Origin of the sequence: Streptococcus sp. HMSC062D07 (assembly GCF_001814215.1) — a bacterium.
In the GTDB taxonomy this organism is placed as follows: Bacteria; Bacillota; Bacilli; order Lactobacillales; family Streptococcaceae; genus Streptococcus; species Streptococcus infantis_I.
The window spans coordinates 26,546-52,382 of record NZ_KV815325.1; the positions used below are offsets into that span (position 1 = coordinate 26,546).

24 protein-coding genes and 2 tRNA genes are annotated in these 25,837 nt (G+C 40.1%); all 26 read left to right on the forward strand.

Annotated elements, in window-relative coordinates; translation table 11 throughout:
* The first annotated feature begins 208 nt into the window (after positions 1 to 208).
* The 26 genes from HMPREF2957_RS02255 (at position 209) to HMPREF2957_RS02380 (ending at position 25,837) form a co-directional block, all read left to right on the forward strand.
* Positions 209 to 850, forward strand: coding sequence for an amino acid ABC transporter permease (locus HMPREF2957_RS02255; protein ID WP_070677167.1), 642 nt, complete (start codon positions 209 to 211; stop codon positions 848 to 850).
* A 10-nt stretch (positions 851 to 860) separates the two neighbouring features.
* A complete protein-coding gene (locus tag HMPREF2957_RS02260) occupies positions 861 to 1,490 on the forward strand; it encodes an amino acid ABC transporter ATP-binding protein (RefSeq protein ID WP_070677168.1) in 630 nt (209 codons plus the stop codon).
* 9 nt (positions 1,491 to 1,499) lie between these two features.
* Complete coding sequence (locus HMPREF2957_RS02265) at positions 1,500 to 2,342, forward strand: amino acid ABC transporter substrate-binding protein (RefSeq protein WP_070677169.1); 843 nt, start codon at positions 1,500 to 1,502, stop codon at positions 2,340 to 2,342.
* Positions 2,343 to 2,487: 145 nt separating this feature from the next.
* The gene (gene parE / locus HMPREF2957_RS02270; protein WP_070677170.1) at positions 2,488 to 4,431 is read left to right on the forward strand and encodes a DNA topoisomerase IV subunit B; all 1,944 of its coding nucleotides are present in this window, start codon (positions 2,488 to 2,490) and stop codon (positions 4,429 to 4,431) included.
* A 49-nt stretch (positions 4,432 to 4,480) separates the two neighbouring features.
* Complete coding sequence (locus HMPREF2957_RS02275) at positions 4,481 to 5,023, forward strand: hypothetical protein (RefSeq protein ID WP_070677171.1); 543 nt, start codon at positions 4,481 to 4,483, stop codon at positions 5,021 to 5,023.
* Positions 5,013 to 5,831 carry an aminoglycoside 6-adenylyltransferase gene (locus HMPREF2957_RS02280; RefSeq protein ID WP_070677172.1) on the forward strand — a complete coding sequence of 273 codons (819 nt, stop codon included), beginning with the start codon at positions 5,013 to 5,015 and terminating at the stop codon, positions 5,829 to 5,831. Before HMPREF2957_RS02275 ends, HMPREF2957_RS02280 begins: the two co-directional genes overlap by 11 nt.
* A 218-nt stretch (positions 5,832 to 6,049) precedes the next feature.
* Positions 6,050 to 8,530 carry a DNA topoisomerase IV subunit A gene (parC, locus tag HMPREF2957_RS02285; RefSeq protein WP_083312328.1) on the forward strand — a complete coding sequence of 827 codons (2,481 nt, stop codon included), beginning with the start codon at positions 6,050 to 6,052 and terminating at the stop codon, positions 8,528 to 8,530.
* Positions 8,531 to 8,656: 126 nt separating this feature from the next.
* On the forward strand, positions 8,657 to 9,679 hold the full coding sequence (locus HMPREF2957_RS02290; protein ID WP_070677174.1) for a branched-chain amino acid aminotransferase: 1,023 nt from the start codon (positions 8,657 to 8,659) through the stop codon (positions 9,677 to 9,679).
* 21 nt (positions 9,680 to 9,700) lie between these two features.
* Entirely contained in the window at positions 9,701 to 11,668 is a 1,968-nt protein-coding gene (locus HMPREF2957_RS02295; RefSeq protein WP_070677175.1) for a peptide ABC transporter substrate-binding protein, read from the forward strand.
* Between the two features lie 34 nt (positions 11,669 to 11,702).
* Entirely contained in the window at positions 11,703 to 12,392 is a 690-nt protein-coding gene (locus tag HMPREF2957_RS02300; protein WP_004253220.1) for a DUF969 domain-containing protein, read from the forward strand.
* The gene (locus HMPREF2957_RS02305) at positions 12,389 to 13,312 is read left to right on the forward strand and encodes a DUF979 domain-containing protein (RefSeq protein WP_070677176.1); all 924 of its coding nucleotides are present in this window, start codon (positions 12,389 to 12,391) and stop codon (positions 13,310 to 13,312) included. Before HMPREF2957_RS02300 ends, HMPREF2957_RS02305 begins: the two co-directional genes overlap by 4 nt.
* A gap of 13 nt (positions 13,313 to 13,325) precedes the next feature.
* The gene (pcp, locus tag HMPREF2957_RS02310; protein WP_070677177.1) at positions 13,326 to 13,970 is read left to right on the forward strand and encodes a pyroglutamyl-peptidase I; all 645 of its coding nucleotides are present in this window, start codon (positions 13,326 to 13,328) and stop codon (positions 13,968 to 13,970) included.
* Between the two features lie 125 nt (positions 13,971 to 14,095).
* On the forward strand, positions 14,096 to 14,326 hold the full coding sequence (locus tag HMPREF2957_RS02315) for a DUF2969 domain-containing protein (protein WP_070677178.1): 231 nt from the start codon (positions 14,096 to 14,098) through the stop codon (positions 14,324 to 14,326).
* Between the two features lie 49 nt (positions 14,327 to 14,375).
* Positions 14,376 to 14,456 (forward strand) — tRNA-Tyr (locus HMPREF2957_RS02320).
* 9 nt (positions 14,457 to 14,465) lie between these two features.
* Positions 14,466 to 14,537: transfer RNA gene (locus HMPREF2957_RS02325), tRNA-Gln, on the forward strand.
* Positions 14,538 to 14,696: 159 nt separating this feature from the next.
* Positions 14,697 to 15,899: a 30S ribosomal protein S1 gene (gene rpsA / locus HMPREF2957_RS02330; protein ID WP_004253232.1), complete on the forward strand. Its 1,203-nt coding sequence runs from the start codon at positions 14,697 to 14,699 to the stop codon at positions 15,897 to 15,899.
* Between the two features lie 84 nt (positions 15,900 to 15,983).
* Positions 15,984 to 16,481, forward strand: coding sequence for a GAF domain-containing protein (locus HMPREF2957_RS02335; RefSeq protein ID WP_070677179.1), 498 nt, complete (start codon positions 15,984 to 15,986; stop codon positions 16,479 to 16,481).
* On the forward strand, positions 16,481 to 18,145 hold the full coding sequence (gene dnaX / locus HMPREF2957_RS02340) for a DNA polymerase III subunit gamma/tau (RefSeq protein WP_070677180.1): 1,665 nt from the start codon (positions 16,481 to 16,483) through the stop codon (positions 18,143 to 18,145). The genes HMPREF2957_RS02335 and dnaX overlap by 1 nt, the downstream gene beginning before the upstream one ends.
* 22 nt (positions 18,146 to 18,167) lie before the next feature.
* Positions 18,168 to 18,362, forward strand: a complete 195-nt coding sequence (locus HMPREF2957_RS02345; protein WP_004253242.1) for a DUF3272 family protein — start codon at positions 18,168 to 18,170, stop codon at positions 18,360 to 18,362.
* Between the two features lie 154 nt (positions 18,363 to 18,516).
* On the forward strand, positions 18,517 to 19,287 hold the full coding sequence (sufC, locus tag HMPREF2957_RS02350; protein ID WP_000114489.1) for a Fe-S cluster assembly ATPase SufC: 771 nt from the start codon (positions 18,517 to 18,519) through the stop codon (positions 19,285 to 19,287).
* Positions 19,288 to 19,314: 27 nt separating this feature from the next.
* Positions 19,315 to 20,577 carry a Fe-S cluster assembly protein SufD gene (gene sufD, locus HMPREF2957_RS02355; RefSeq protein WP_070677181.1) on the forward strand — a complete coding sequence of 421 codons (1,263 nt, stop codon included), beginning with the start codon at positions 19,315 to 19,317 and terminating at the stop codon, positions 20,575 to 20,577.
* 10 nt (positions 20,578 to 20,587) lie between these two features.
* A complete protein-coding gene (locus HMPREF2957_RS02360) occupies positions 20,588 to 21,814 on the forward strand; it encodes a cysteine desulfurase (RefSeq protein ID WP_070677182.1) in 1,227 nt (408 codons plus the stop codon).
* Positions 21,801 to 22,241 (forward strand): Fe-S cluster assembly sulfur transfer protein SufU, encoded by a 441-nt coding sequence (gene sufU / locus HMPREF2957_RS02365; protein ID WP_070677183.1) that lies wholly within the window; start codon positions 21,801 to 21,803, stop codon positions 22,239 to 22,241. The genes HMPREF2957_RS02360 and sufU overlap by 14 nt, the downstream gene beginning before the upstream one ends.
* A gap of 57 nt (positions 22,242 to 22,298) precedes the next feature.
* Positions 22,299 to 23,711: a Fe-S cluster assembly protein SufB gene (gene sufB, locus HMPREF2957_RS02370; protein ID WP_004253255.1), complete on the forward strand. Its 1,413-nt coding sequence runs from the start codon at positions 22,299 to 22,301 to the stop codon at positions 23,709 to 23,711.
* 19 nt (positions 23,712 to 23,730) lie between these two features.
* The gene (locus HMPREF2957_RS02375) at positions 23,731 to 24,300 is read left to right on the forward strand and encodes a hypothetical protein (RefSeq protein WP_070677184.1); all 570 of its coding nucleotides are present in this window, start codon (positions 23,731 to 23,733) and stop codon (positions 24,298 to 24,300) included.
* A gap of 139 nt (positions 24,301 to 24,439) precedes the next feature.
* Positions 24,440 to 25,837 carry an APC family permease gene (locus tag HMPREF2957_RS02380; RefSeq protein WP_070677185.1) on the forward strand — a complete coding sequence of 466 codons (1,398 nt, stop codon included), beginning with the start codon at positions 24,440 to 24,442 and terminating at the stop codon, positions 25,835 to 25,837.

Consider the following 25,837-nt stretch of genomic DNA (forward strand, 5'->3'; position numbering starts at 1 on the left):
TATACCATGAATTAGGAGAGAAACGAAACTGAATCTGTTTACTAGCTGTGACATCTGATACTTTATCAAAGTTGATAAGTTTATCATGAGTACCATTTTTATTCAAAAATAAAGGCTAAAGTTTTAAAAATTCATGAAAGTTTCTGAAAGACTTGTTTTTGTGTTTATTTATGCTATAATAGGAACAATTATTTTTAGGAGGTGGAGTATGTCTTACTTATTTGAGATATTACCTAGTTTATTGAGCGGTGCGACAATGACTTTACAAGTATTTGCACTGGTCTTACTCTTTTCAATTCCTTTAGGTGTTTTGGTTGCCTTTTGCCTACAGGTGCATTGGAAACTCCTCCATTACATGATTGATGTTTATATCTGGGTGATGCGTGGGACACCGTTACTCTTGCAGTTGATATTTATTTATTATGTCCTCCCAAGTATCGGAATTCGACTAGATCGAGTACCAGCTGCGATTATTGCCTTCACGCTTAATTATGCAGCTTATTTTGCAGAAATATTCCGTGGAGGGATTGCAACCATTCCTCAAGGACAATATGAAGCAGCTAAGGTTTTGAAATTCAAACCTATCGATACCGTCCGCTATATTATGTTGCCACAAGTAACCAAGATTGTTTTACCAAGTGTATTTAACGAGGTTATGAGTTTGGTTAAAGATACTTCTTTGGTCTATGCACTCGGTATTTCAGATTTAATCCTAGCTAGTCGTACTGCTGCCAATCGTGATGCGAGCTTGATTCCAATGTTTTTAGCAGGAGCTATCTATCTTCTCATGATTGGTATTGTTACGATTATAGCTAAGAAACTTGAGAAAAAGTTTAGCTACTATAGATAGGAGGTTATCCATGTTAGAGTTAAAAAATATCAGCAAAAAATTTGGAAAAAAAGAAATTCTATCCAATTTCAATTTAACAATTCCTGAAAAGCAAATTTTGGCCATCGTTGGACCTTCTGGTGGTGGGAAGACAACCTTGCTTAGAATGTTGGCTGGACTTGAAACCATTGATTCAGGTGAAATTTTTTATAATGGAGAATCCTTACCTTTAGATGAACTTGAAAAACTCCACTTGTTAGGTTTTGTATTTCAAGATTTTCAGCTTTTTCCTCACTTATCCGTTATGGAGAACTTGATTTTATCACCTATCAAGACTATGGGGATGTCTGAAGCAGATGCTAAGAAGAAGGCGGTCGACTTACTCACTCGTCTGGGTCTCGAAGCTCATGCAGATGCCTATCCATACTCATTATCGGGTGGTCAAAAGCAACGGGTTGCCTTAGCACGCGCTATGATGATAGATCCTGAAGTGATTGGGTATGACGAACCAACTTCAGCCCTTGACCCTGAGTTGCGTCTCGAGGTTGAAAAACTGATTCTACAAAATCGAGAATTAGGCATGACTCAGATTGTCGTGACTCACGATCTCCAGTTTGCAGAGAATATTGCTGACCAGATTCTCAAAGTAGAGCCTAAGTAGGAGGTATCTATGAATCGAAAGAAAATCAGCCTTGTTTTGGTATTCTTTATGGCTTTTTTCCTGGTAGGATGCACACAAAAAGCTAGTGATCCCAAAATCGATAATTGGGACAAATACCAAGAACAGGGTACAATTACCATCGGGTTTGACAATACCTTTGTTCCCATGGGCTTTGAAGAAAAGAATGGGCAATATGCTGGATTTGACATTGATTTAGCACAGGCTGTTTCTGAGAAACTTGGTTTCAAGGTACAGTTTCAACCCATTGATTGGGATATGAAGGAAACAGAACTTCAAAACGGCACCATTGATGCTATCTGGAATGGATATTCCGCAACAGATGAACGCCGTGAGAAGGTTGCTTTTAGCATCCCTTACATGGAAAATCAGCAGGTTCTTGTCTCTAAGAAATCACAAAATATCCAAACAGTGTCTGATATGACAGGTAAGATTTTGGGTGCTCAGGCAGGTTCTTCTGGCTATCTAGACTTTGAAGCTCAGCCTGAACTCTTGAAAAATATCGTAAAAGATCGAAAGGCTAACCAGTATCAAAGTTTTAATGAAGCCTTGATTGACCTGCAAAATGATCGGATTGATGCCCTTTTAATTGACCGTGTGTATGCCAACTATTATCTTAAAACTGAAGGGATATTAGACCAGTATGAGATTTTCCCAGCTGGTTTTGAGAGTGAATCCTTTGCAGTTGGAGTGAGACCGGCTGATAAGACCTTACTAGAAAATTTAAATAAAGCTTTTAAGGAACTCTATCAAGAAGGGAAATTCCAAGAAATCAGCCAGAAATGGTTTGGTGAAGACGTGGCTACAAGCCAAATTAAAGGAAAAGAAAACTAAGATGTATATCTTGGTTTCTTTTTTTGGTGAAGATGGACGATTTTTTGCTAAAAAGGACTTGTGAATAGGCTTTTTAACTAGAAAATTTTGCAAAATCCTTCGAAAACCTGTAAAATAGAAAAGATGAATAAATAGGAGGTTCCTTGTGTCAAAAAAGGAAATCAATATTAACAATTATAATGATGATGCCATTCAAGTGCTAGAAGGGTTGGATGCGGTCCGAAAACGTCCAGGGATGTATATCGGATCGACCGATGGTGCAGGTCTCCATCACCTAGTCTGGGAAATCGTCGATAATGCGGTCGATGAGGCCTTGTCTGGATTTGGTGACTGTATCGATGTGACCATTAATAAAGACGGAAGTTTAACGGTTCAAGACCACGGACGTGGAATGCCGACTGGAATGCACGCTATGGGAATTCCAACGGTTGAGGTTATCTTTACCATCCTTCACGCCGGAGGAAAATTCGGTCAGGGTGGTTATAAGACATCAGGAGGTCTCCACGGAGTTGGATCTTCTGTCGTCAATGCCCTCTCTAGTTGGTTAGAGGTAGAAATTACTCGTGATGGAGCAGTTTATAGACAACGTTTTGAAAATGGAGGCAAGCCAGTAACAACTCTTGAAAAGGTTGGAACGGCACCTAAGTCAAAAACAGGTACCAAAGTGACCTTCATGCCAGATGCCAGTATCTTTTCTACGACAGACTTCAAGTACAATACCATTTCAGAGCGTCTTAATGAGTCAGCATTTCTCTTGAAGAATGTAACCTTGTCATTAACGGACAAGCGAACAGATGAAGCAATCGAGTTCCATTATGAGAACGGGGTACAAGACTTTGTTTCCTACCTCAACGAAGACAAGGAAACCTTGACGCCAGTCCTTTACTTTGAAGGGGAAGACAATGGTTTCCAAGTAGAAGTAGCCCTCCAGTATAATGATGGATTTTCAGATAATATCTTGTCCTTTGTCAATAACGTCCGTACCAAAGACGGTGGGACGCATGAGACAGGACTTAAGTCAGCCATCACCAAGGTTATGAATGACTATGCACGTAAGACGGGGCTTCTCAAGGAAAAAGATAAAAATCTTGAAGGTTCAGATTACCGTGAAGGATTGGCGGCCGTTCTTTCTATCTTGGTTCCGGAAGAACATCTGCAATTTGAGGGACAGACTAAGGACAAACTTGGAAGTCCACTAGCTCGTCCAATCGTTGATAGTATTGTTGCTGAAAAACTGACCTTCTTCCTTATGGAAAATGGAGAGTTGGCTTCTAATCTGATTCGTAAAGCTATCAAGGCGCGTGATGCCCGTGAAGCAGCACGAAAAGCGCGTGATGAGAGCCGGAATGGCAAGAAAAACAAAAAAGACAAGGGATTGCTTTCTGGTAAATTAACGCCAGCCCAGTCTAAAAACCCAGCTAAGAATGAACTCTACCTAGTCGAGGGTGATTCTGCCGGTGGCTCTGCAAAACAAGGTCGTGACCGCAAGTTTCAGGCTATTTTGCCTCTTCGTGGTAAGGTCATCAATACAGCCAAGGCCAAGATGGCAGATATCCTCAAAAACGAAGAAATCAACACCATGATTTATACCATCGGTGCTGGTGTGGGGGCAGACTTCTCTCTTGAAGATGCTAACTATGACAAGATCATTATCATGACCGATGCGGACACCGATGGTGCCCATATCCAGACCTTGCTCTTGACATTTTTCTACCGTTACATGCGTCCGTTAGTTGAGGCAGGCCATGTCTATATTGCCCTTCCTCCTCTTTACAAGATGTCCAAAGGTAAAGGCAAGAAAGAAGAAGTGGCTTATGCTTGGACAGACGGAGAACTGGAAGAACTCCGCAAGCAGTTTGGCAAAGGAGCCACCCTTCAACGCTACAAGGGACTTGGTGAAATGAATGCCGATCAGCTCTGGGAGACGACTATGAATCCTGAAACCCGTACCCTTATCCGTGTTACCATCGAAGACTTAGCACGCGCAGAACGTCGCGTAAACGTCCTCATGGGTGATAAGGTTGAACCACGCCGTAAGTGGATTGAAGATAATGTCAAGTTTACGCTGGAAGAAGCGACTGTGTTTTAAGTAGATTTTCCTTCTTAATAATCTTGGCTCTTTAAAAGAGGTATACATCATGATAAGTTTATTGTATCATACTCCTTTTCTTGCGATAGTTTTAGCTATAGGTGCAGTTATGTTTATAACAGCTAAACAAGGAAAACCTGAGAAAATTCGCTTTCTTGAATTCTTACTATTAGCTATAGTAACCGCCTGTGTCTTTTTATTTGATAATCCTTTTAGATCCAATCCTTATGCAGGTTTGCTATTCTATACTTTTGACATTTTTATTTTCACACCAGCTAGCTTAGCTTTTGGATTTACAGCTATTTATAAGAGCAATAAACATCTCAAACATTATCCTAGTAGTTACTCAAAATTTCTTAAGATAAATGCCTGGTTTTTAGAAATATTTTCAGTTATTAACTTCCTCTTTTTAATGCTGACGGAAGAAATGGGAATTATGTTACTACTACCACTTTTTGGAATTAGTTCTATCATTCAATTTATAGTCGGAGAGCTTGAAAGAAAAAGAGTTCAGAATCTTCTACAACAAAAGCAAGAAGATGTTCCTATCCCAGACTCAATTTCAAACGACGGTGACATAGATGAGAACTGAAACAGAAATACTAAATTTGCTCTTACAAGTTGCGAAAACCTTAAAAGTCGAAGCCGTGGCTCTATCTGGTTCAAGAGCAGAGGGTCAAGCGCCAAAAGATGAGTTTCAGGATTACGACGTGGTTTATGTCGTGGATGATTTAGACACTCTAACAAGAGATCTCGCTTGGTTGCACCAGTTTGGTACACGTAACATTGAGCAACATAATATCCTAGGAAACCGTCGTCTCTACCTCATGCTTTTCGAAGACGGCAACCGAATCGATTTAACCCTTTGCCCAAAAGAGCACATCCAAGAATGGGTGGATAGTGAGACAGGATTCACAGTTTTAGTAGATGAGAAGGGCTTGTTCGAGTCCTATTCTCCCAGTCCTCAGCGTTTCTGGACAAGCCCAGCTAGTGAGACGGATTTTGAAAAAACTTGTAATGAATTTTGGTGGGTGTCAGCTTACGTGGTCAAAGGAATTTGTCGTAAGCAAGTCATTTATGCGACTGACCATCTCTACGGTATTTGCCAGCAAGAACTCTTGAAAATCTTAGCTTGGAAGGTCGCAAGAGATAGAGGAGTAGTCGACATCGGTAAGAACTACAAGTATCTTTTCCAGTATTTACAAACAGAGAAAGAGAAGGAATTCTCTGCTCTTCTTGATTTATCAAGTTTAGACAAAATCACACAGTCTTTATTTGCTACCATGCAACTTTTTCATCAAGAAGCTCAAAGTCTTGCTCAAAAGATGGGATTTAAGTATGAAAAAGAAGTGGCTGATAAGATGATGAGATATGCTAAGGAAAAACTTCTAAATCACTAAGAAAATAAAGAACACAATTCAAAACTTTAAACTACAGAAAGGATAGTTTAGTTATATAAAGTAACTGAAATCCTTTTCTATAAAACCTACTCTACTTTTTTTGAAAGGAGTTGAACACGCCCTAAATGCTGTGTGAAAAAGATAAATTCTCTTGTGAGCATCGCTCACTGTAAGAATTTCCTATTTTCACTTTGCATTTTACGGGCTTTGTATCCTATATGAGTAATATCCAAAATATGTCCTTAGAGGACATCATGGGAGAGCGCTTTGGTCGCTACTCCAAGTACATCATTCAAGACCGGGCTTTGCCAGACATTCGGGATGGATTGAAGCCGGTTCAACGCCGTATCCTTTATTCGATGAATAAGGATGGCAATACTTTTGACAAGAGCTACCGTAAGTCTGCCAAGTCTGTCGGGAACATCATGGGTAATTTTCACCCACACGGAGATTCTTCTATCTATGATGCCATGGTCCGTATGTCTCAGGACTGGAAAAACCGTGAGATTCTAGTTGAAATGCACGGTAATAATGGTTCTATGGACGGAGATCCGCCTGCAGCTATGCGTTATACCGAGGCCCGTTTGTCAGAGATTGCAGGTTACCTTCTTCAAGATATCGAGAAAAAGACAGTTCCCTTTGCTTGGAACTTTGACGATACCGAGAAAGAACCAACTGTCTTACCAGCAGCCTTTCCAAACCTTTTAGTCAATGGTTCGACAGGTATTTCAGCTGGTTATGCGACAGATATTCCACCGCATAATTTGGCTGAAGTTATCGATGCGACAGTCTACATGATTGATCACCCAACTGCTAAGGTTGATAAGTTGATGGAATTCTTACCTGGGCCAGACTTTCCTACAGGAGCTATCATCCAAGGTCGTGACGAGATCAAAAAGGCCTATGAAACTGGTAAGGGGCGCGTGGTTGTTCGTTCCAAGACTGAAATTGAGAAGTTAAAAGGTGGTAAGGAACAAATCGTTATCACTGAGATTCCTTATGAGATTAATAAGGCTAACTTAGTCAAGAAAATTGATGAAGTTCGTGTCAATAACAAGGTAGCAGGTATCGCTGAGGTTCGTGATGAGTCCGACCGTGACGGTCTTCGTATTGCTATCGAACTCAAGAAAGATGCCAACACAGAGCTTGTTCTCAACTACCTTTTCAAGTATACTGACTTGCAAATCAACTACAACTTCAACATGGTTGCGATTGACAATTTCACCCCTCGTCAGGTTGGAATTGTGCCTATCTTATCTAGCTATATTGCCCACCGTCGTGAGGTCATCTTGGCACGTTCTCGCTTTGACAAGGAAAAGGCTGAAAAACGTCTCCATATCGTGGAAGGTTTGATTCGTGTCATCTCTATTTTAGATGAAGTCATTGCTCTTATCCGTGCTTCTGAGAACAAGGCTGATGCCAAAGAGAACCTCAAGGTCAGTTATGATTTTACTGAAGAGCAGGCTGAAGCTATTGTTACCTTGCAACTATACCGTTTGACCAATACAGACGTAGTTGTCTTGCAGGAAGAAGAAGCAGAACTTCGCGAAAAAATTGCTATGCTAGCGGCTATCATTGGTGACGAACGGACTATGTACAATCTCATGAAAAAAGAACTTCGTGAGGTCAAGAGACAGTTTGCGACACCTCGTTTGAGTTCTTTAGAAGATACAGCAAAAGTGATCGAGATTGATACAGCTAGCCTTATCGCAGAGGAAGATACCTATGTCAGCGTGACGAAGGCTGGCTATATCAAGCGTACTAGCCCTCGCTCTTTCTCAGCTTCAACGTTAGAGGAAATTGGTAAACGGGATGATGACCGATTGCTATTTATCCAATCTGTTAAGACAACTCAACATCTCTTAATCTTTACGACACTAGGAAATGTTATCTACCGTCCTGTCCATGAATTAGCAGATATTCGTTGGAAGGATATCGGGGAGCACTTGAGCCAAACGATTACCAACTTTGAAACCAATGAAGAAGTGCTATACGTTGAAGTTGTGGATCAGTTTGATGATGCGACGACCTACTTTGCAGCGACTCGCCTTGGACAGATCAAGCGTGTCGAACGAAAAGAATTCTCTCCATGGAGAACCTATCGTTCTAAGTCTGTCAAATATGCTAAGTTGAAAGACGAGACTGACCAGATTGTAGCTGTTGCACCAATCAAACTTGATGATGTTTTGTTGATTAGTAAAAATGGATATGCCCTTCGCTTTAATATCGAAGAGGTTCCAGTTGTTGGAGCCAAGGCTGCAGGTGTTAAAGCTATGAATCTGAAAGCAGATGATGAGCTTCAAGCTGCCTTTATCTGCAATACTTCATCTTTCTATATTTTGACACAACGTGGAAGTTTGAAACGCGTTTCAACAGAGGAAATTCCAGCAACCAGTCGTGCTAAGCGTGGTCTTCAAGTTCTGAGAGAATTGAAGAGTAAACCACATCGCGTCTTCTTGGCCGGTGCTGTCTCAGAACAAGGATTTATCGGAGATCTCTTCAGTACAGAAGTAGAAGATGGTGAACAAACTCTGGTTGTTCAATCAAATAATGGAACAATTTACGAATCAATCTTGCAAGATTTGAATCTATCAGAGCGCACAAGCAATGGAAGCTTTATCTCAGATACTATTTCAGACGAGGAAGTTTTCGATGCCTACCTCAAAGAAGTCTTTAAAGAAGAAAAAGATAATTCATAAGAAAATCAGTCCTAGTGACTGATTTTTTATAAGTAAAATTTTCAGAAAATTACAAATAATACTTGAATTTTTAGGAGAATAGTGTAGAATAGAACACAAAGCTTGATTAGAATAAAGGAGATTGTCATGACCGTTACGATTGATTGGGAAAATCTCGGTTTTTCCTATATGAAACTACCTTATCGTTATATCGCTTATTTTAAAAATGGACAATGGACTCAAGGAGAATTAACAGAAGATGCAACCTTGCATATTTCAGAATCATCTCCAAGCCTTCACTATGGACAGCAAGCGTTTGAAGGATTGAAAGCCTATCGTACAAAAGATGGCAGTATTCAACTCTTCCGTCCAGATGAAAATGCTAAACGTCTGCAACGTACCTGTGATCGTCTCTTGATGCCACAAGTGCCAACAGAAATGTTTGTAGAGGCTTGTAAGTCAGTAGTTCGAGCTAATGAAGAATACGTACCGCCTTACGGAACTGGTGGAACCCTTTACCTTCGTCCGCTCTTGATTGGTGTCGGAGACATCATCGGGGTAAAACCAGCCGAGGAGTATATTTTTACCATCTTTGCTATGCCAGTTGGAAATTACTTTAAGGGTGGATTGGTTCCAACAAACTTCTTGATTCAAGATGAGTATGACCGTGCTGCACCAAATGGAACAGGAGCTGCCAAGGTTGGTGGTAACTATGCAGCTAGTCTACTGCCTGGAAAAGTGGCTAAATCACGTCATTTCTCAGACGTTATTTATCTCGACCCATCAACCCACACCAAGATTGAAGAAGTTGGTTCAGCAAACTTCTTTGGAATTACAGCTGATAATGAGTTTGTAACGCCATTGAGTCCATCAATCTTACCATCGATTACCAAGTACTCTTTGCTTTACTTAGCAGAACATCGTTTAGGATTGAAGCCTGTCGAGGGGGATGTACCAATTGATAGTCTGGCTCGATTTGTAGAAGCAGGGGCCTGTGGAACAGCAGCAGTAATCTCACCTATTGGGGGAATCCAACGCGGTGATGATTTCCATGTTTTCTACAGCGAAACAGAGGTTGGTCCAGTGACTCGTAAACTATACGATGAATTGACAGGTATCCAATTTGGTGACATTGAAGCGCCAGAAGGTTGGATTGTAAAAGTAGATTAAACATTATTAAAGGAGATCTTTATGAAAACGAAAAAGTGGATGTTAACAGCAGGAGTTGTCCTGAGTACAGCAGTTCTTCTTGTGGCTTGTGGTAAAGCTGATAAAGAAGCAGATGCACCTACAACCTTCTCTTATGTCTATGGAGTAGACCCATCATCTTTGGACTACAGTATTGCAACTCGTACTTCAACAACGGATATTATTGGTAACGTCGTTGATGGTTTGTTGGAAAACGATGAATATGGGAATTTGATTCCTTCCCTCGCTGAGGATTGGAGTGTCTCACAAGACGGTTTGACTTATACTTATAAACTTCGTAAAGGAGTTAAATGGTATACCTCAGAGGGTGAAGAATATGCTGAAGTAACTGCGCATGACTTTGTTACTGGACTAAAACACGTAGCAGATGGTAAATCAGACGGTGTTACTCTTATTCAAAACTCCATTAAGGGATTGAATGAATATATGACTGGTGAGACTAATGACTTCTCTACAGTTGGGGTTAAGGCATTGGATGACTACACAGTCCAGTATACTCTTAATGCACCTGAAAGTTTCTGGAATTCGAAAGTAACTTCAGCAACTATGTTGCCGGTAAACGAGGAATTCCTCAAAGCTTCAGGTAAGAACTACGGAGCAGTAAGTCCATCTGGTATTCTTTATAACGGTCCGTATATCCTGAAGACATTGACTTCAAAATCTTTAATCGAATACGAAAAGAACCCAAATTATTGGGATAAAGAGAAGGTTAAAATTGAGAAAGTAAAATTGACCTACTATGATGGCTCAGACCAAGAATCATTAATCCGTAGCTTCTCTTCAGGTGTTTATACAACAGCTCGTATCTTCCCAAGTAGCTCAAACTTTGCTTCTACATTGGAACAATACGGAGATAAAATCACATACAGTCCACAGGATTCAACTAGTTACTACTTTACCTTTAACGTAAACCGTCAATCTTACAATAAGACTGCGAAAACAAGTGAAGAACAGAAAACTTCTACAAAAGAAGCGATGTTGAACAAGGACTTCCGTCAAGCAATCAACTTTGCCTTCAACCGTCATTCTTATGCTGCACAACTCAATGGTGAAGATGGTGCGGACAAGATTATTCGTAACAGTCTAGTTCCAGATAACTTTGTACAATCTGGCGGTAAAAACTTTGGTGACATCGCTCAAGCAGAATTGGTCAACTATGGAGACCAATGGAAAGGCGTTGAGCTTGTAGACGGAAAAGATACTATCTACAATCCTGACAAAGCTAAGGCTTCATTCGAGAAAGCTAAGAAAGAATTGGAAGCAAAAGGTGTAACCTTCCCAATTCATTTGGATGTTCCAGTTGAACAGACAGATACAATCGCCGTTCAACAAAGCAATTCCTTCAAACAATCAATCGAGTCAACTCTTGGTTCTGAAAATGTCGTGATTGATGTCCTTCAGATGACCGATAACGAAAAGGAAAGCATTACATCGCAAGCGCGTGTTCCAGCACAAAAAGACTATGACTTGAACAGTACTGGATGGGCTCCAAGCTACCAAGACCCAGCAAGTTATCTCAATATCATGGATCCTAAGACTGGTTCTGCTATGAAACACCTTGGTATTACGAAAGGTAAAGACAAGGAAGTAGTAGCTCAACTTGGTCTGGATGAATATAAGAAACTCTTGGATGATGCAGTTTCTGAAACAAACGATTTGGACAAGAGATATGAAAAATATGCTAAAGCGCAAGCTTGGCTCACTGATAGTTCTCTCTTGATGCCAACAGCTTCATCAGGTGGTTCACCAGTTGTCAGCAACGTTGTTCCATTCTCTAAACCATACTCACAAGTAGGTATTAAGGGTGATCCATATATCTTCAAGGGAATGAAATTGCAAAAAGAAATTGTATCTGCTAAAGAATATCAAGCAGCTCTTGAAAAATGGCAAAAAGAAAAATTGGAATCAAACAGTAAATACCAAAAAGAACTAGAAAGTCATGTCAAATAAAACAGACTAGTATTTTTGGAATAAAGGGGCCTATATGGAATGGATTAAACTAATAGGGATAGTTATCATTGTGGTTGGTTTTATCTATAAATTAGATACCATCGCAACGGTAGTCTTAGCTAGTTTAGTTACAGCTCTAGTTTCTGGAGTTTCTCTTGTTGAGTTCTTGGAAATTTTAGGAAGAGAATTTAGCAATCAACGAGTTCTTACGATTTTTATGGTAACCTTGCCCTTGGTTGGTTTATCTGAAACTTTTGGCCTCAAGCAACGTTCGATTGACTTGATTCAAAGGATAAAGGGGCTGACCGTAGGAAGTTTTTATACCGTTTATTTCTTTTTTCGGGAACTCGACAGCTTCTTTGCCATTCGTATCGGAGGGCAGCCACAGTTTGTAAGGCCTCTGGTTCAACCCATGGGACAAGCAGCGGCAGAGTCACAATTAGGTAGAAAATTAACGGAGCAGGAGAGCGAAGCGCTAAAAGCGCGTGCAGCAGCAAATGATAATTTTGCAAATTTCTTTGCTCAGAACACTTTCGTTGGTGCAGGTGGTGTCCTCTTAGTTGGGGGCACTCTGGACCAATTAGGTTACGAAAGTAATTATGCAGGGATCGCTTCGGATTCTCTTATTGTTGCAGGAGTTGCCCTACTTGTGGTAGGGATTTACAATTACTTATTTGATAGAAAACTGCTAGCGAATAAGCTTAGTAAAGGAAAAGAAGAATGACCAATCTAGCAAGACAGTTATTAGAGTTAACCTATATTGTGATTGGTTGTCAATTTCTTCACACGGCCTATTGTAGCTACAAAGACAAAACAAACCCAGTTCGATATGGAACAGCTGGGTTTTGGGCTTTATTGGGAATCAGTTTTATTGGTGGTTCCTATCTACCATCTATCTGTATTGGAATTATCGTAGTGCTCTTAGCCCTACTAACACTCTTTAAACAGGTTCGTATCGGAACCTTGCCGTCTCTGAATGAAGTCAAGGCAAATATTGAAGCTAAACGGTTGAAGAATAAAATTTTTATTCCGGTCATGTTGATGGCTTTGATTGCTTTAGTATTAGCAAAAATGATCCCTGAGTTTAGTAAGATTGCTATCAGCCTTGCAGCATTTCTTGCAACCATCTCTCTTTTATTGATTACTAAAAGTTCTCCTAAAAGCTTGCTGGCAGAAAATAATCGCATGGTTCAGCAAGTCTCAACTAGTGGGATTGTGCCCCAACTTTTAGGGGCTTTGGGAGCGATTTTTACCGTAGCAGGAGTTGGAGATTTAATGTCACATCTGATAAGTGGTTTTGTTCCTTCGGGGAGTCGGTTGATGGGTGTAGTGGCTTATGTGTTGGGAATGGTTCTATTTTCAATGATTATGGGAAATGCCTTTGCGGCCTTTACTGTCATTACTGCTGGAATTGGTGTGCCCTTTGTATTTTCCTTGGGAGCAGATCCAATTATGGCGGGTGCTCTTGCTATGACAGCAGGTTGTTGTGGGACTCTATTAACCCCAATGGCTGCTAATTTCAATACTCTACCTGTAGCCCTTTTGGATATGAAAGATCCAAATGGCGTTATCAAAGCACAAGTAGGAGTAGCTATTGTCATGATTATCATACATGTATTTCTGATGTACTTTTTGGCATTTTAGTAAAGGAAATAAAATGAAAATATTAGTTACAGGATTTGATCCTTTTGGTGGTGAAAAGGTCAATCCAGCTCTAGAAGCTGTTAAATCATTACCGTCTGAAATCAATGGTGCAGAGCTCCATTGGGTAGAAATCCCAACGGTCTTTTATAAATCAGCAGAGGTTTTAGAAGCAGAAATAAATCGATACCATCCAGATGTTGTGCTTTGCATCGGACAAGCAGGAGGAAGAGCTGCTTTAACTCCTGAGAGAGTTGCTATCAATCAAGATGATGCTAGAATTCCAGATAACCAAGGAAATCAACCGATTGACACTCCAATTCGCCTTGATGGAGAAGCCGCCTATTTTAGCACACTCCCTATCAAAGCAATGGTACAAGCCATAAAAGAAGAAGGGCTACCTGCTACAGTATCCAATACAGCTGGAACCTTTGTTTGCAATCATCTGATGTATCAGGCTCTCTATTTAGCGGATAAGAAATTTCCCAATATGAGAGCAGGATTTATGCATATTCCCTATATGACAGAGCAAGTGGTAAATAAGCCTAATACTGCATCCATGTGCTTAAGAGATATTGTCCGAGGTATCGAAGCTGCTATTGGTGCTATCGTGGACCATAAAGATAAAGATTTGAAGTTGGTCGGAGGGACGACTCACTAATGATTCAATTTTCAAATTAAAAAAATATTCCTTAAACTCTCTGTCAAGATAAGCATGGTAGAGAGTTTTTTCTTGCTAGATTAGGGAATTTCTTGTAAAATAGAAAAAGTGAAAAGAGGTATGGTATGAGCAAAAAGGATAAAAAAATTGAGATTCAATTGTCAGATGCTAAAGTAGTAGTTGGAAAAGATAAGTACGCTGGTTATACTTTAATGATTGGTAAAAAGTTAATCGGCGAAATTGCCGAACTAGACAACCAATTTGCAATCATAAAGAATGGAAATGTCGATAGTTTTTACAAGAATCTTGAAAAAGCTGTGGAAATATTGATTGAGAACTATAATTTAGCAAAATAATGCTTGTTTTTTGCAAATTTTCATGATATAATAGTTTTCGTTGATTGTCGGAGAGATAGCGAAGAGGCTAAACGCGGCGGACTGTAAATCCGCTCCTTCGGGTTCGGGGGTTCGAATCCCTCTCTCTCCATATCATCAATGGGGTATAGCCAAGCGGTAAGGCAAGGGACTTTGACTCCCTCATGCGTTGGTTCGAATCCAGCTACCCCAGTTCTTAGGTAATAAATTCAAGATAAAAAGAAAAATATCTTAGGGTATTTTATTTTTATAATTGAAGGACGTTCGAGATGTTCATGTCGTTGCGGGTGCTTAGGAAAAAAATTATAAGTATGTCAAGTTAAAAAGACTTGATTGTTGGAGGATTTTTTAGATGAATGAATTTGAAGATTTGCTAAATAGCGTTAGCCAAGTTGAACCTGGTGATGTTGTTAGTGCTGAAGTATTGACAGTTGATGCTAATCAAGCTAACGTTGCAATCTCTGGAACTGGTGTTGAAGGTGTCTTGACTCTTCGCGAATTGACAAACGATCGCGATGCAGATATCAATGACTTTGTAAAAGTAGGTGAAGTATTTGATGTTCTTGTACTTCGTCAAGTAGTTGGTAAAGATACTGATACAGTAACATACCTTGTATCTAAAAAACGCCTTGAAGCTCGCAAAGCATGGGACAAACTTGTAGGACGCGAAGAAGAAGTTGTTACAGTTAAAGGAACTCGCGCTGTTAAAGGTGGACTTTCAGTAGAATTTGAAGGTTTGCGTGGATTTATCCCAGCTTCAATGTTGGATACTCGTTTCGTACGTAACACTGAGCGTTTTGTAGGTCAAGAATTTGAAGCTAAAATCAAAGAAGTTGACCCTAAAGAAAACCGCTTCATCCTTTCACGTCGTGAAGTTGTAGAAGCAGCTACTGCAGCAGCTCGTGCAGAAGTTTTCGGTAAATTGGCTGCTGGTGATGTAGTAACTGGTAAAGTTGCTCGTATCACAAGCTTCGGTGCTTTCATCGACCTTGGTGGTGTTGACGGATTGGTTCACTTGACTGAATTGTCACACGAACGTAACGTTTCACCAAAATCAGTTGTAACTGTTGGTGAAGAAGTAGAAGTGAAAATCCTTGACCTTAACGAAGAAGAAGGACGTGTATCACTTTCACTTAAAGCAACAACACCTGGACCATGGGATGGCGTTGAGCAAAAATTGGCTAAAGGTGACGTTGTAGAAGGTACAGTTAAACGTTTGACTGACTTCGGTGCATTTGTTGAAGTATTGCCAGGTATCGATGGACTTGTTCACGTATCACAAATTTCACACAAACGTATTGAAAATCCAAAAGAAGCTCTTACAGTTGGTCAAGAAGTTACTGTTAAAGTTCTTGATGTTAATGCTGATGCAGAACGTGTATCACTTTCTATCAAAGCTCTTGAAGAACGTCCAGCTCAAGAAGAAGGACAAAACGAAGAAAAACGTGCTCCACGTCCACGTCGTCCAAAACGTCAAGAAAAACGTGACTTTGAACTTCCTGAAACTCAAACGGGATTCTCAATGGCTGACTTGTTCGGAGACATCGAACTTTAATCAATCAGAACTAATTATAAATCCTTTGTTGTAAAACAAGGGATTTTTCTTTTTTCAACTAGTATTTTTTGATATAATGGATTTATGTTACATTCCGAAAAAGAATCAATTTACCAAATTGTAAATGAACAACTCTCTAGTCTTTTAGAAGGGGAGACCAATGTGGTGGCTAATCTATCGAATGCCAGTGCTCTCTTAAAAATGAACTTTCCTCGTACTGTCTTTGCAGGTTTCTATTTATATGACGGAAATGAGCTTATTTTAGGCCCTTTTCAGGGTGGAGTCTCATGTGTTAGAATCGCTCTCGGAAAAGGAGTTTGTGGTGAGTCAGCGGCTAGCCGTCAAACAGTTATCGTTGGTGATGTCAAGACTTATCCAAATTATATTTCTTGTGATAGTAGTGCTCGTAGCGAGATCGTACTTCCAATGGTAAAAAATGGACAGCTTCTGGGTGTATTAGATTTGGACTCATCTCATGTTGATGATTATGATGAAATTGATCAACGCTATTTAGAAGAGTTTGTGTCCATTTTACTAGATAAGACAGAATGGAATTTTTCAATGTTTGAGGAGAAAGCATAATGTATCAGGCGCTTTATCGAAAATATAGAAGTCAAAATTTTTCACAGTTAGTGGGCCAGGAAGTTGTTGCTAGAACTCTTAAACAGGCTGTGGAACAGGATAAGATTAGTCACGCCTACCTATTTTCAGGGCCTCGTGGAACTGGTAAGACTAGTGTGGCTAAGATTTTTGCTAAGGCTATGAACTGCCCTAATCAAGTAGGGGGAGAACCTTGTAATAACTGTTATATCTGTCAAGCTGTTACGGATGGAAGTTTAGAAGACGTTATCGAAATGGATGCTGCTTCTAATAATGGGGTTGATGAAATTCGTGATATTCGTGATAAATCAACTTATGCTCCAAGTATAGCTCAGTATAAGGTTTATATCATTGATGAGGTTCATATGCTTTCGACAGGTGCCTTTAATGCCCTTTTGAAAACACTGGAAGAACCAACTCCAAATGTAGTTTTTATTTTGGCTACGACTGAGCTTCATAAAATTCCTGCAACTATTTTGTCTCGTGTACAACGATTTGAGTTCAAGTCCATTAAGACTCAGGATATTCGAGATCATATCTTCCAGATTTTAGAAAAAGAAGGGATTGATTACGAAACAGAAGCTGTTGAAATTATTGCTCGCCGAGCTGAGGGTGGTATGCGGGATGCCTTGTCAATTCTAGACCAGGCATTAAGCTTAACCCAAGAAGCTACATTGACAACTGCAGTCTCAGAAGAAATCACTGGTACCATTAGTTTAAGTGCCTTGGATCATTACGTAGCTGCTTTAGCTCAAAAGGATGTACCGGGAGCCCTTCAAAATCTTGATCTGATTTTTGAGAATGGAAAGAGCATGACACGTTTTGTAGTCGATTTGCTGCAATATCTACGTGATATCTTAATTGTTCAAGCAGGCGGAGAAAATACACATCATAGTGATGCATTTGAGAAAAACTTAGCTCTTCCGCAGGATGTCTTGTTTGAGATGATTAGTCTTGCTACTAGGAGTCTAGCTGATATTAAGGCAAGCCTACAACCTAAAATTTATGCCGAAATGATGACTATTCGTTTAGCAGAAATTGATTCTCAACCAGAACTTTCAGGTGAGGTGGCTGAGGAATTGTCTTCTCTTCGAGAAGAAGTTGCACGATTGAAACAAGCTCTTGCTAATGTTGGTTCTAATCCCAAACAAACTGTTTCTACACCAAGTCGTCCGACTAACAGTAAATCAATCTATCGTGTAGATCGAAATAAGGTACAGTCTATTCTTCAAGAAGCAGTAGAAAATCCAGACTTAGCCCGTCAAAACTTAATCCGTCTTCAGAATGCTTGGGGAGAAGTCATTGAAAGCTTATCTGGTCCAGATAAGGCACTCTTGGCTGGTTCTAAACCAGTTGCTGCTAATGAACATCATGCGATTTTGGCTTTTGAATCGAATTTCAATGCTGGTCAAACCATGAAACGAGACAATCTAAACACTATGTTTGGCAATATTCTTAGTCGCGCTGCTGGATTTTCTCCAGAGATTCTTGCTATTTCTATGGAAGAATGGAAGGAAGTTCGAGCTGCATTTTCAAGCAGAGCTAAAGGTTCTCAAGGACAAGTCGTGAAGGATGAGACTGAGGAGTCAATTCTTCCTCAAGGCTTTGAATTTTTAGCAGATAAAGTGACTATAGCTGAAGATTAAAGGGAATTGGTGGTAAAAGACTATGAACAGACAACAATTTATTATCATGGCCTTATTTACTGCTGCTGAGACTTATTTCTTTAATGAATCCATCATGGAGCAACGGTATATCGTGGCCTTGCTTTGGGCTATTTTGATCCTGAGAAATTTTCGCGTGAGTTATATCATGGGTAAAATTGTGAGCGCTATAGATGATCATTTTCAAGGGAAGAAGTAGCTCCTAGCTTCTAGACAAAATCAAAGCCTTTTAGGCTTTTTTTTGTTATACTATTAAGGTATATTTATTGACATTTTACTGTGTTTTTTTAGGGATTTAAAAAGGTTAAATTTCAGGTAAATACAGTAAAAAGGATGAAAAGAAAGGAACAATCATGTCAGTATTAGAGATCAAAGATCTTCACGTTGAAATTGAAGGAAAAGAAATTTTAAAAGGGGTCAATCTGACTCTTAAAACAGGGGAAATTGCAGCCATCATGGGACCAAATGGTACCGGTAAGTCTACTCTTTCAGCTGCTATTATGGGGAACCCAAACTATGAAGTCACTAAAGGTGAAGTCTTGTTTGACGGTGTAAACATCCTTGAATTGGAAGTGGATGAGCGTGCGCGTATGGGACTTTTCCTTGCCATGCAATATCCATCAGAAATTCCTGGGATTACCAATGCTGAGTTTCTTCGTGCAGCTATGAATGCTGGTAAAGAAGATGATGAGAAGATTTCAGTTCGTGAATTTATCACTAAGTTAGACGAAAAAATGGAATTGCTCAACATGAAAGAAGAAATGGCAGAGCGTTACCTCAATGAAGGTTTCTCAGGTGGTGAGAAAAAACGTAACGAAATTCTTCAACTCTTGATGTTGGAACCAACTTTCGCCCTCTTAGATGAGATTGACTCTGGTCTTGATATTGATGCCCTTAAAGTTGTCTCTAAAGGTGTGAATGCTATGCGTGGTGAAGGTTTTGGTGCTATGATCATTACTCACTACCAACGTCTCTTGAACTATATCACGCCAGATGTAGTACACGTGATGATGGAAGGTCGTGTTGTTCTTTCTGGTGGTCCAGAATTGGCTGCACGCTTGGAACGTGAAGGATACGCGAAACTAGCTGAAGAACTTGGCTATGACTACAAGGAAGAATTGTAATTCCCTCGTATCTTTTAGGAGAAGTAAATGACTAAAGAAACTATTAAACTTTTTTCAGAAATGCACGCTGAACCAAGCTGGTTGTCAGACCTCCGTCAAAAAGCTTTTGATAAGATTGAGAGTTTGGAATTGCCAGTCATTGAGCGTGTAAAATTTCACCGTTGGAATCTTGGTGATGGTACCATCACAGAAAGTGAACCATCAGCAAATATTCCTGATTTCACTGATTTAGATAATCACTTGAAATTGGTGCAGGTTGGAACTCAAACAGTTTTTGAGCAAATTCCAGTTGAGTTGGCTGAACAAGGAGTGGTCTTTACAGACTTCCATTCGGCTTTAGAAGAAATTCCGGAACTCGTAGAAGAATTTTTCATGTCATCAGTAAAATACGACGATGACAAATTGGCAGCCTACCACACAGCTTACTTTAATAGTGGTGCTGTTCTCTATATTCCAGACAATGTAGAAATCACAGAACCAATCGAAGGAATTTTCTACCAAGATAGTGATAGTGATGTGCCATTTAACAAGCATATTCTGATCATTGCAGGTAAAAACTCTAAAATCAGCTACCTCGAACGTTTAGAATCACGCGGTGAGGGTAGCGCTAAGGCGACTGCTAATATCACTGTTGAAGTGATTGCACGTTCTGGTGCTCAAGTGAAATTTGCTGCAATTGATCGTCTTGGTGAGAATGTTACTGCCTACATTAGCCGTCGAGGTAAACTAGGTAACGATGCAAGTATTGACTGGGCTATCGGTGTCATGAACGAAGGAAATGTTGTTGCTGACTTTGATAGTGATCTACTTGGAAATGGTAGCCATGCAGACCTCAAGGTCGTAGCTCTTTCAAGTGGTCGTCAGGTGCAAGGGATTGATACTCGAGTAACTAACTATGGTTGCAACTCTATCGGTAATATTCTTCAACATGGTGTTATTCTTGAAAAAGCAACTTTGACTTTCAATGGTATTGGCCACATCATCAAGGGTGCTAAGGGAGCAGATGCCCAACAAGAAAGCCGTGTTCTCATGCTTTCAGACCAAGCACGTTCCGATGCCAACCCAATTCTTTTGATTGATGAAAATGATGTCACTGCAGGTCACGCGGCTTCTATTGGACAAGTTGATCCAGAAGACATGTACTACCTCATGAGCCGTGGCTTGGATAAGGCAACTGCAGAGCGTTTGGTTGTCCGTGGTTTCCTTGGATCTGTTATCGTTGAGATTCCAGTCAAAGAAGTTCGTGATGAAATGATTGCGACGATCGAAGAAAAATTGTCAAAACGCTAAGGGGAAGCCTATGTTAGATGCAGAAGCTATTCGCAAGGATTTTCCAATTTTAGATCAGATTGTTAATGACGAACCTCTGGTTTATTTGGATAATGCTGCGACGACACAAAAACCACTAGCTGTTCTGGAAGCCATTAACCGCTACTATGAACAGGACAATGCCAATGTCCACCGAGGTGTTCACACCTTGGCAGAGCGTGCAACAGCATCTTATGAAGCTGCTCGCGAAACCATTCGCAAGTTCATCAATGCAGGTTCGACAAAGGAAGTACTCTTCACTAGAGGAACTACGACCAGTCTTAACTGGGTGGCGCGTTTTGCTGAGGAAATCTTGACTGAGGGAGATCAGGTCTTGATTTCTGTCATGGAACACCATTCCAATATTATTCCATGGCAGGAAGCTTGCCGAAAGACTGGGGCAGAGCTTGTTTATGTCTATCTCAAAGATGGAGCTCTGGATATGGATGACTTGCGTTCTAAATTGACTGACAAAGTCAAATTTGTTTCACTAGCTCATGCATCAAACGTTCTTGGAGTGGTTAATCCTATCAAAGAAATCACACAAATGGCTCACCAAGTTGGAGCCATCATGGTGGTAGATGGTGCTCAATCTACGCCTCATATGAAGATTGATGTACAGGATTTGGATGTGGACTTCTTTGCCTTTTCAGGTCACAAGATGGCTGGTCCGACTGGCATTGGTGTTCTTTACGGTAAAGAAAAATATCTGGAGCAAATGTCGCCTGTTGAGTTCGGTGGCGAGATGATTGATTTTGTTTACGAGCAATCTGCTAGTTGGAAGGAATTGCCTTGGAAATTCGAGGCCGGAACTCCCAATATGGCAGGTGCCATTGGACTTGCAGCGGCCGTGGATTATCTTGAAAACATTGGCATGGATGTCATTGAAGCCCATGAACAAGAACTAATTGCATACGTCTTTCCAAAATTGCAGGAAATTGAAGGATTGACCATTTACGGTTCGCAAGATTTGGCTCAACGTTCAGGTGTCATTGCCTTTAACCTAGGTGACCTTCATCCTCACGACCTTGCGACAGCTCTGGATTATGAAGGTGTAGCAGTTCGTGCCGGTCACCATTGCGCTCAACCCTTGCTCCAGTATTTGGATGTTCCAGCAACAGCTCGTGCAAGTTTTTATATCTACAATACCAAGGCTGATTGCGACAAGCTGGTCGATGCCTTACAAAAGACAAAGGAGTTTTTCAATGGCACTTTCTAAACTAGATAGCCTTTATATGGCAGTGGTAGCAGACCATTCGAAAAATCCCCATCACCAAGGGAAATTAGAAGATGCTGAGCAAATTAGTCTCAACAATCCGACCTGTGGTGATGTGATTAATCTCTCTGTTAAGTTTGGTGCTGACGATCGTTTGGAAGATATCGCTTTTCTAAACTCAGGCTGTACCATTTCAACGGCCTCTGCTAGTATGATGACAGATGCAGTTTTAGGAAAGACCAAGCAAGAAATCCTAGATCTTGCGACCATTTTTTCTGAAATGGTTCAAGGTCAAAAGGATGAGCGTCAAGATCAACTTGGAGATGCAGCTTTCTTATCAGGAGTTGCTAAATTCCCTCAGCGAATCAAATGCGCAACCCTAGCTTGGAATGCCCTTAAAAAAACAATTGAAGACCAAGAAAACAAATAAGACAAGCTTTCTTTGTCTTATAAATCATTAGAAATAAAGAATGAAAGAAAGGATATTATGGCTGAAGAAAGAGTAGAACCAAAACCAATTGACCTTGGTGAATATAAATTTGGTTTCCATGACGATGTAGAGCCTGTCCTATCGACAGGAAAAGGATTGAATGAAGATGTCATTCGTGAACTATCAGCAGCTAAGGGAGAACCTGAGTGGATGTTGGAATTCCGTTTGAAATCTTATGAAACCTTCAAAAAAATGCCCATGCAAACTTGGGGAGCAGACTTGTCAGAGATTGACTTTGATGACTTGATCTACTACCAAAAACCATCTGATAAACCAGCCCGTTCCTGGGATGATGTACCTGAAAAGATTAAAGAGACCTTTGAACGGATTGGGATTCCAGAAGCTGAGCGTGCCTATCTAGCTGGAGCTTCTGCCCAGTATGAGTCAGAAGTGGTTTACCATAACATGAAGGAAGAATTTGAGAAGTTAGGAATTATCTTTACAGATACAGATTCTGCCCTCAAGGAATACCCAGACTTGTTTAAGCAATACTTTGCGAAGTTAGTACCGCCGACGGATAACAAGTTGGCTGCCCTCAACTCAGCAGTATGGTCTGGTGGAACCTTTATCTATGTACCAAAAGGTGTCAAGGTAGATATTCCACTTCAAACCTACTTCCGTATCAACAATGAAAATACTGGTCAGTTTGAACGTACTTTGATCATCGTTGATGAGGGAGCAAGTGTTCACTACGTGGAAGGATGTACAGCGCCAACTTATTCAAGTAACAGCTTGCACGCAGCTATTGTAGAAATCTTTGCTTTGGACGGAGCTTATATGCGTTATACAACCATCCAAAACTGGTCTGATAATGTCTATAACTTGGTAACAAAACGTGCCAAAGCTTTGAAAGATGCGACAGTTGAGTGGATTGATGGAAACTTAGGTGCCAAAACAACTATGAAATATCCATCTGTTTACCTTGATGGAGAAGGAGCGCGTGGTACCATGCTTTCGATTGCCTTTGCCAATGCAGGGCAACACCAAGATACTGGTGCCAAAATGATCCACAATGCTCCACATACGAGCTCGTCTATTGTCTCTAAATCTATCGCTAAAGGTGGAGGTAAGGTAGACTACCGTGGACAAGTAACCTTTAATAAAAACTCTAAGAAATCTGTTTCTCACATCGAGTGTGACACCATTATCATGGATGACTTGTCAGCATCTGACACCATTCCATTTAATGAAATCCACAACTCGCAAGTTGCACTTGAGCACGAAGCTAAGGTATCTAAGATTTCTGAAGAACAACTCTATTATCTCATGAGCCGTGGCTTGTCAGAGACTGAAGCAACTGAGATGATTGTAATGGGATTTGTAGAGCCCTTCACCAAAGAACTTCCAATGGAATACGCAGTTGAGCTCAACCGCTTGATTAGCTACGAAATGGAAGGATCAGTTGGGTAAAACCCAAAAGGAGAAGCAAATGGGATTCTTAAAGCGATTGTTTGGAACGATTGAAAAAGTGAATAAGGGAGAAGCACCGATTGAAGAGTTGGATCAGGCATTTGTTTTTGATCTTGAAGCAGAAGCAGATGATTATTGGAGACAAACGGAAGAGCTTCTCTTGATAAACGCTGTAAAAGCTGCTGGTGGTCCAGAGGCAGTGGAACGTGCTTTTGTTCTTACCAATTTTAAGAAAAATCAAGAAACCTTTGAGCTCTTTTATCAGGTAGATGGTCAATTACTTTCTTGGCGAGAGATGGACGCAAGTGCTGTAGATAAAATCAGCAATCAACTTCTTCCACAAGCATCAGAAGTTGCCCAAGCAGTAAATGAAAATTATGAAGAGGCAAATGTACCAGTAATCCAGTACGCTATGCTTCAGTTTGAAACTGCAACCATGGCTTGGTTTGGACGGAAGCTTACAACAGCTTCTCCTGAAGCTCAATTGACTTTTGAAGAATTGGTATCTGGTTGGCGCGCTATTTTGGAAAAAGAAATATCAAATCGTCCATTAGATAGTGACCGTCCTTTCCCATACTACGAAATTTAAAGAACTGATAAGTAATCATTATGAATAAAAACTGAGCAAATTCTAAATTTGTTCAGTTTTTTTGATACAATTTTATAAATATTCACAAAAACCATTATTTATGGTAAAATAAAACAATTATAGTTAGTGGAGATGAAGAATGAATATTTTTAGAACAAAAGACTTCAGTCTAAGTAAAACAGAGATGCATCGTCATTTAAAATTATGGGATTTAATTCTCTTGGGAATTGGTGCCATGGTAGGAACAGGTATCTTTACTATTACAGGAACAGCTGCAGCAACATTAGCGGGTCCTGCCCTTGTTGTATCTATCGGAATTTCAGCTATCTGTGTTTCCTTATCGGCGCTCTTTTTTGCAGAATTTGCTTCTCGTGTTCCAGCAACTGGTGGGGCATATAGTTATTTATATGTGGTTTTGGGAGAATTTCCAGCCTGGATTGCAGGTTGGCTAACTATCATGGAATTTATGACAGCAGTCTCTGGTGTGGCTTCAGGTTGGGCTGCCTATTTTAAGGGTTTGCTTAGTCATTACGGAATTACCTTGCCACAAGCCTTTAATGGAACTTTTAATCCTGAGCATGGTACTTATATTGATTTTTTGCCAATTTTAGTAATTATGCTTGTTACAGCAGTCGTCCTCATGAATTCGAAAGCAGCTCTTCGTTTTAATTCTATTCTTGTTGTTTTAAAATTTTCTGCTCTTGCCTTATTTATCCTAGTTGGTATTTGGTACATTAAACCTGAAAATTGGTCAGATTTTGCACCATTTGGTTTTGGTCAGATTTATGGAGGAAGCACTGGAATTATGGCAGGTGCTTCACTCATGTTCTTTGGATTCTTAGGTTTTGAGTCCATTTCTATGGCAGTTGATGAAATTCAAAATCCACAAAAGAATATTCCACGTGGGATTGTTTTATCCTTAATCATTGTAACTATTCTATATGCCATGGTTACCTTGATATTGACAGGTATCGTTCACTATAGCAAGCTCAATGTTGATGATGCAGTGGCTTTTGCGCTGAGAAGTATCGGTATTGGTTGGGCAGCTAATTATGTTTCACTTGTTGCAATTTTTACCTTGATTACGGTATGTATTTCAATGACCTATGCCTTGTCACGAATGATTTATAGCTTGGCCCGCGATGGACTATTGCCTCAAAGCTTCAAACAAGTAACCAAGATTAGTCGCGTTCCAAAGAATGCAACCATTTTAACAGGTGGAGTTTCAGCGATTGCAGCGGGTATCTTCCCTTTGGCAAGTATCGCAGCTTTTCTCAATATCTGTACCTTAGCCTATCTTATTCTCTTAGCCTATGGAATTATCAAATTGAGAAAAGATAAGGGTATGCCCAAAGAGGGAGAATTTAAAACGCCCTTGGTTCCTTTTCTACCAATCTTATCGATTCTGATTTGTCTGTCCTTTATGCTTCAATACAATCTTGAAACTTGGATAGCATTTGTATTAGCCTTAGTAGTAGGAGTTATTACTTACTTTACTTATGGCTATAAGCATTCGATTGTAGCTGAAAATGAATAA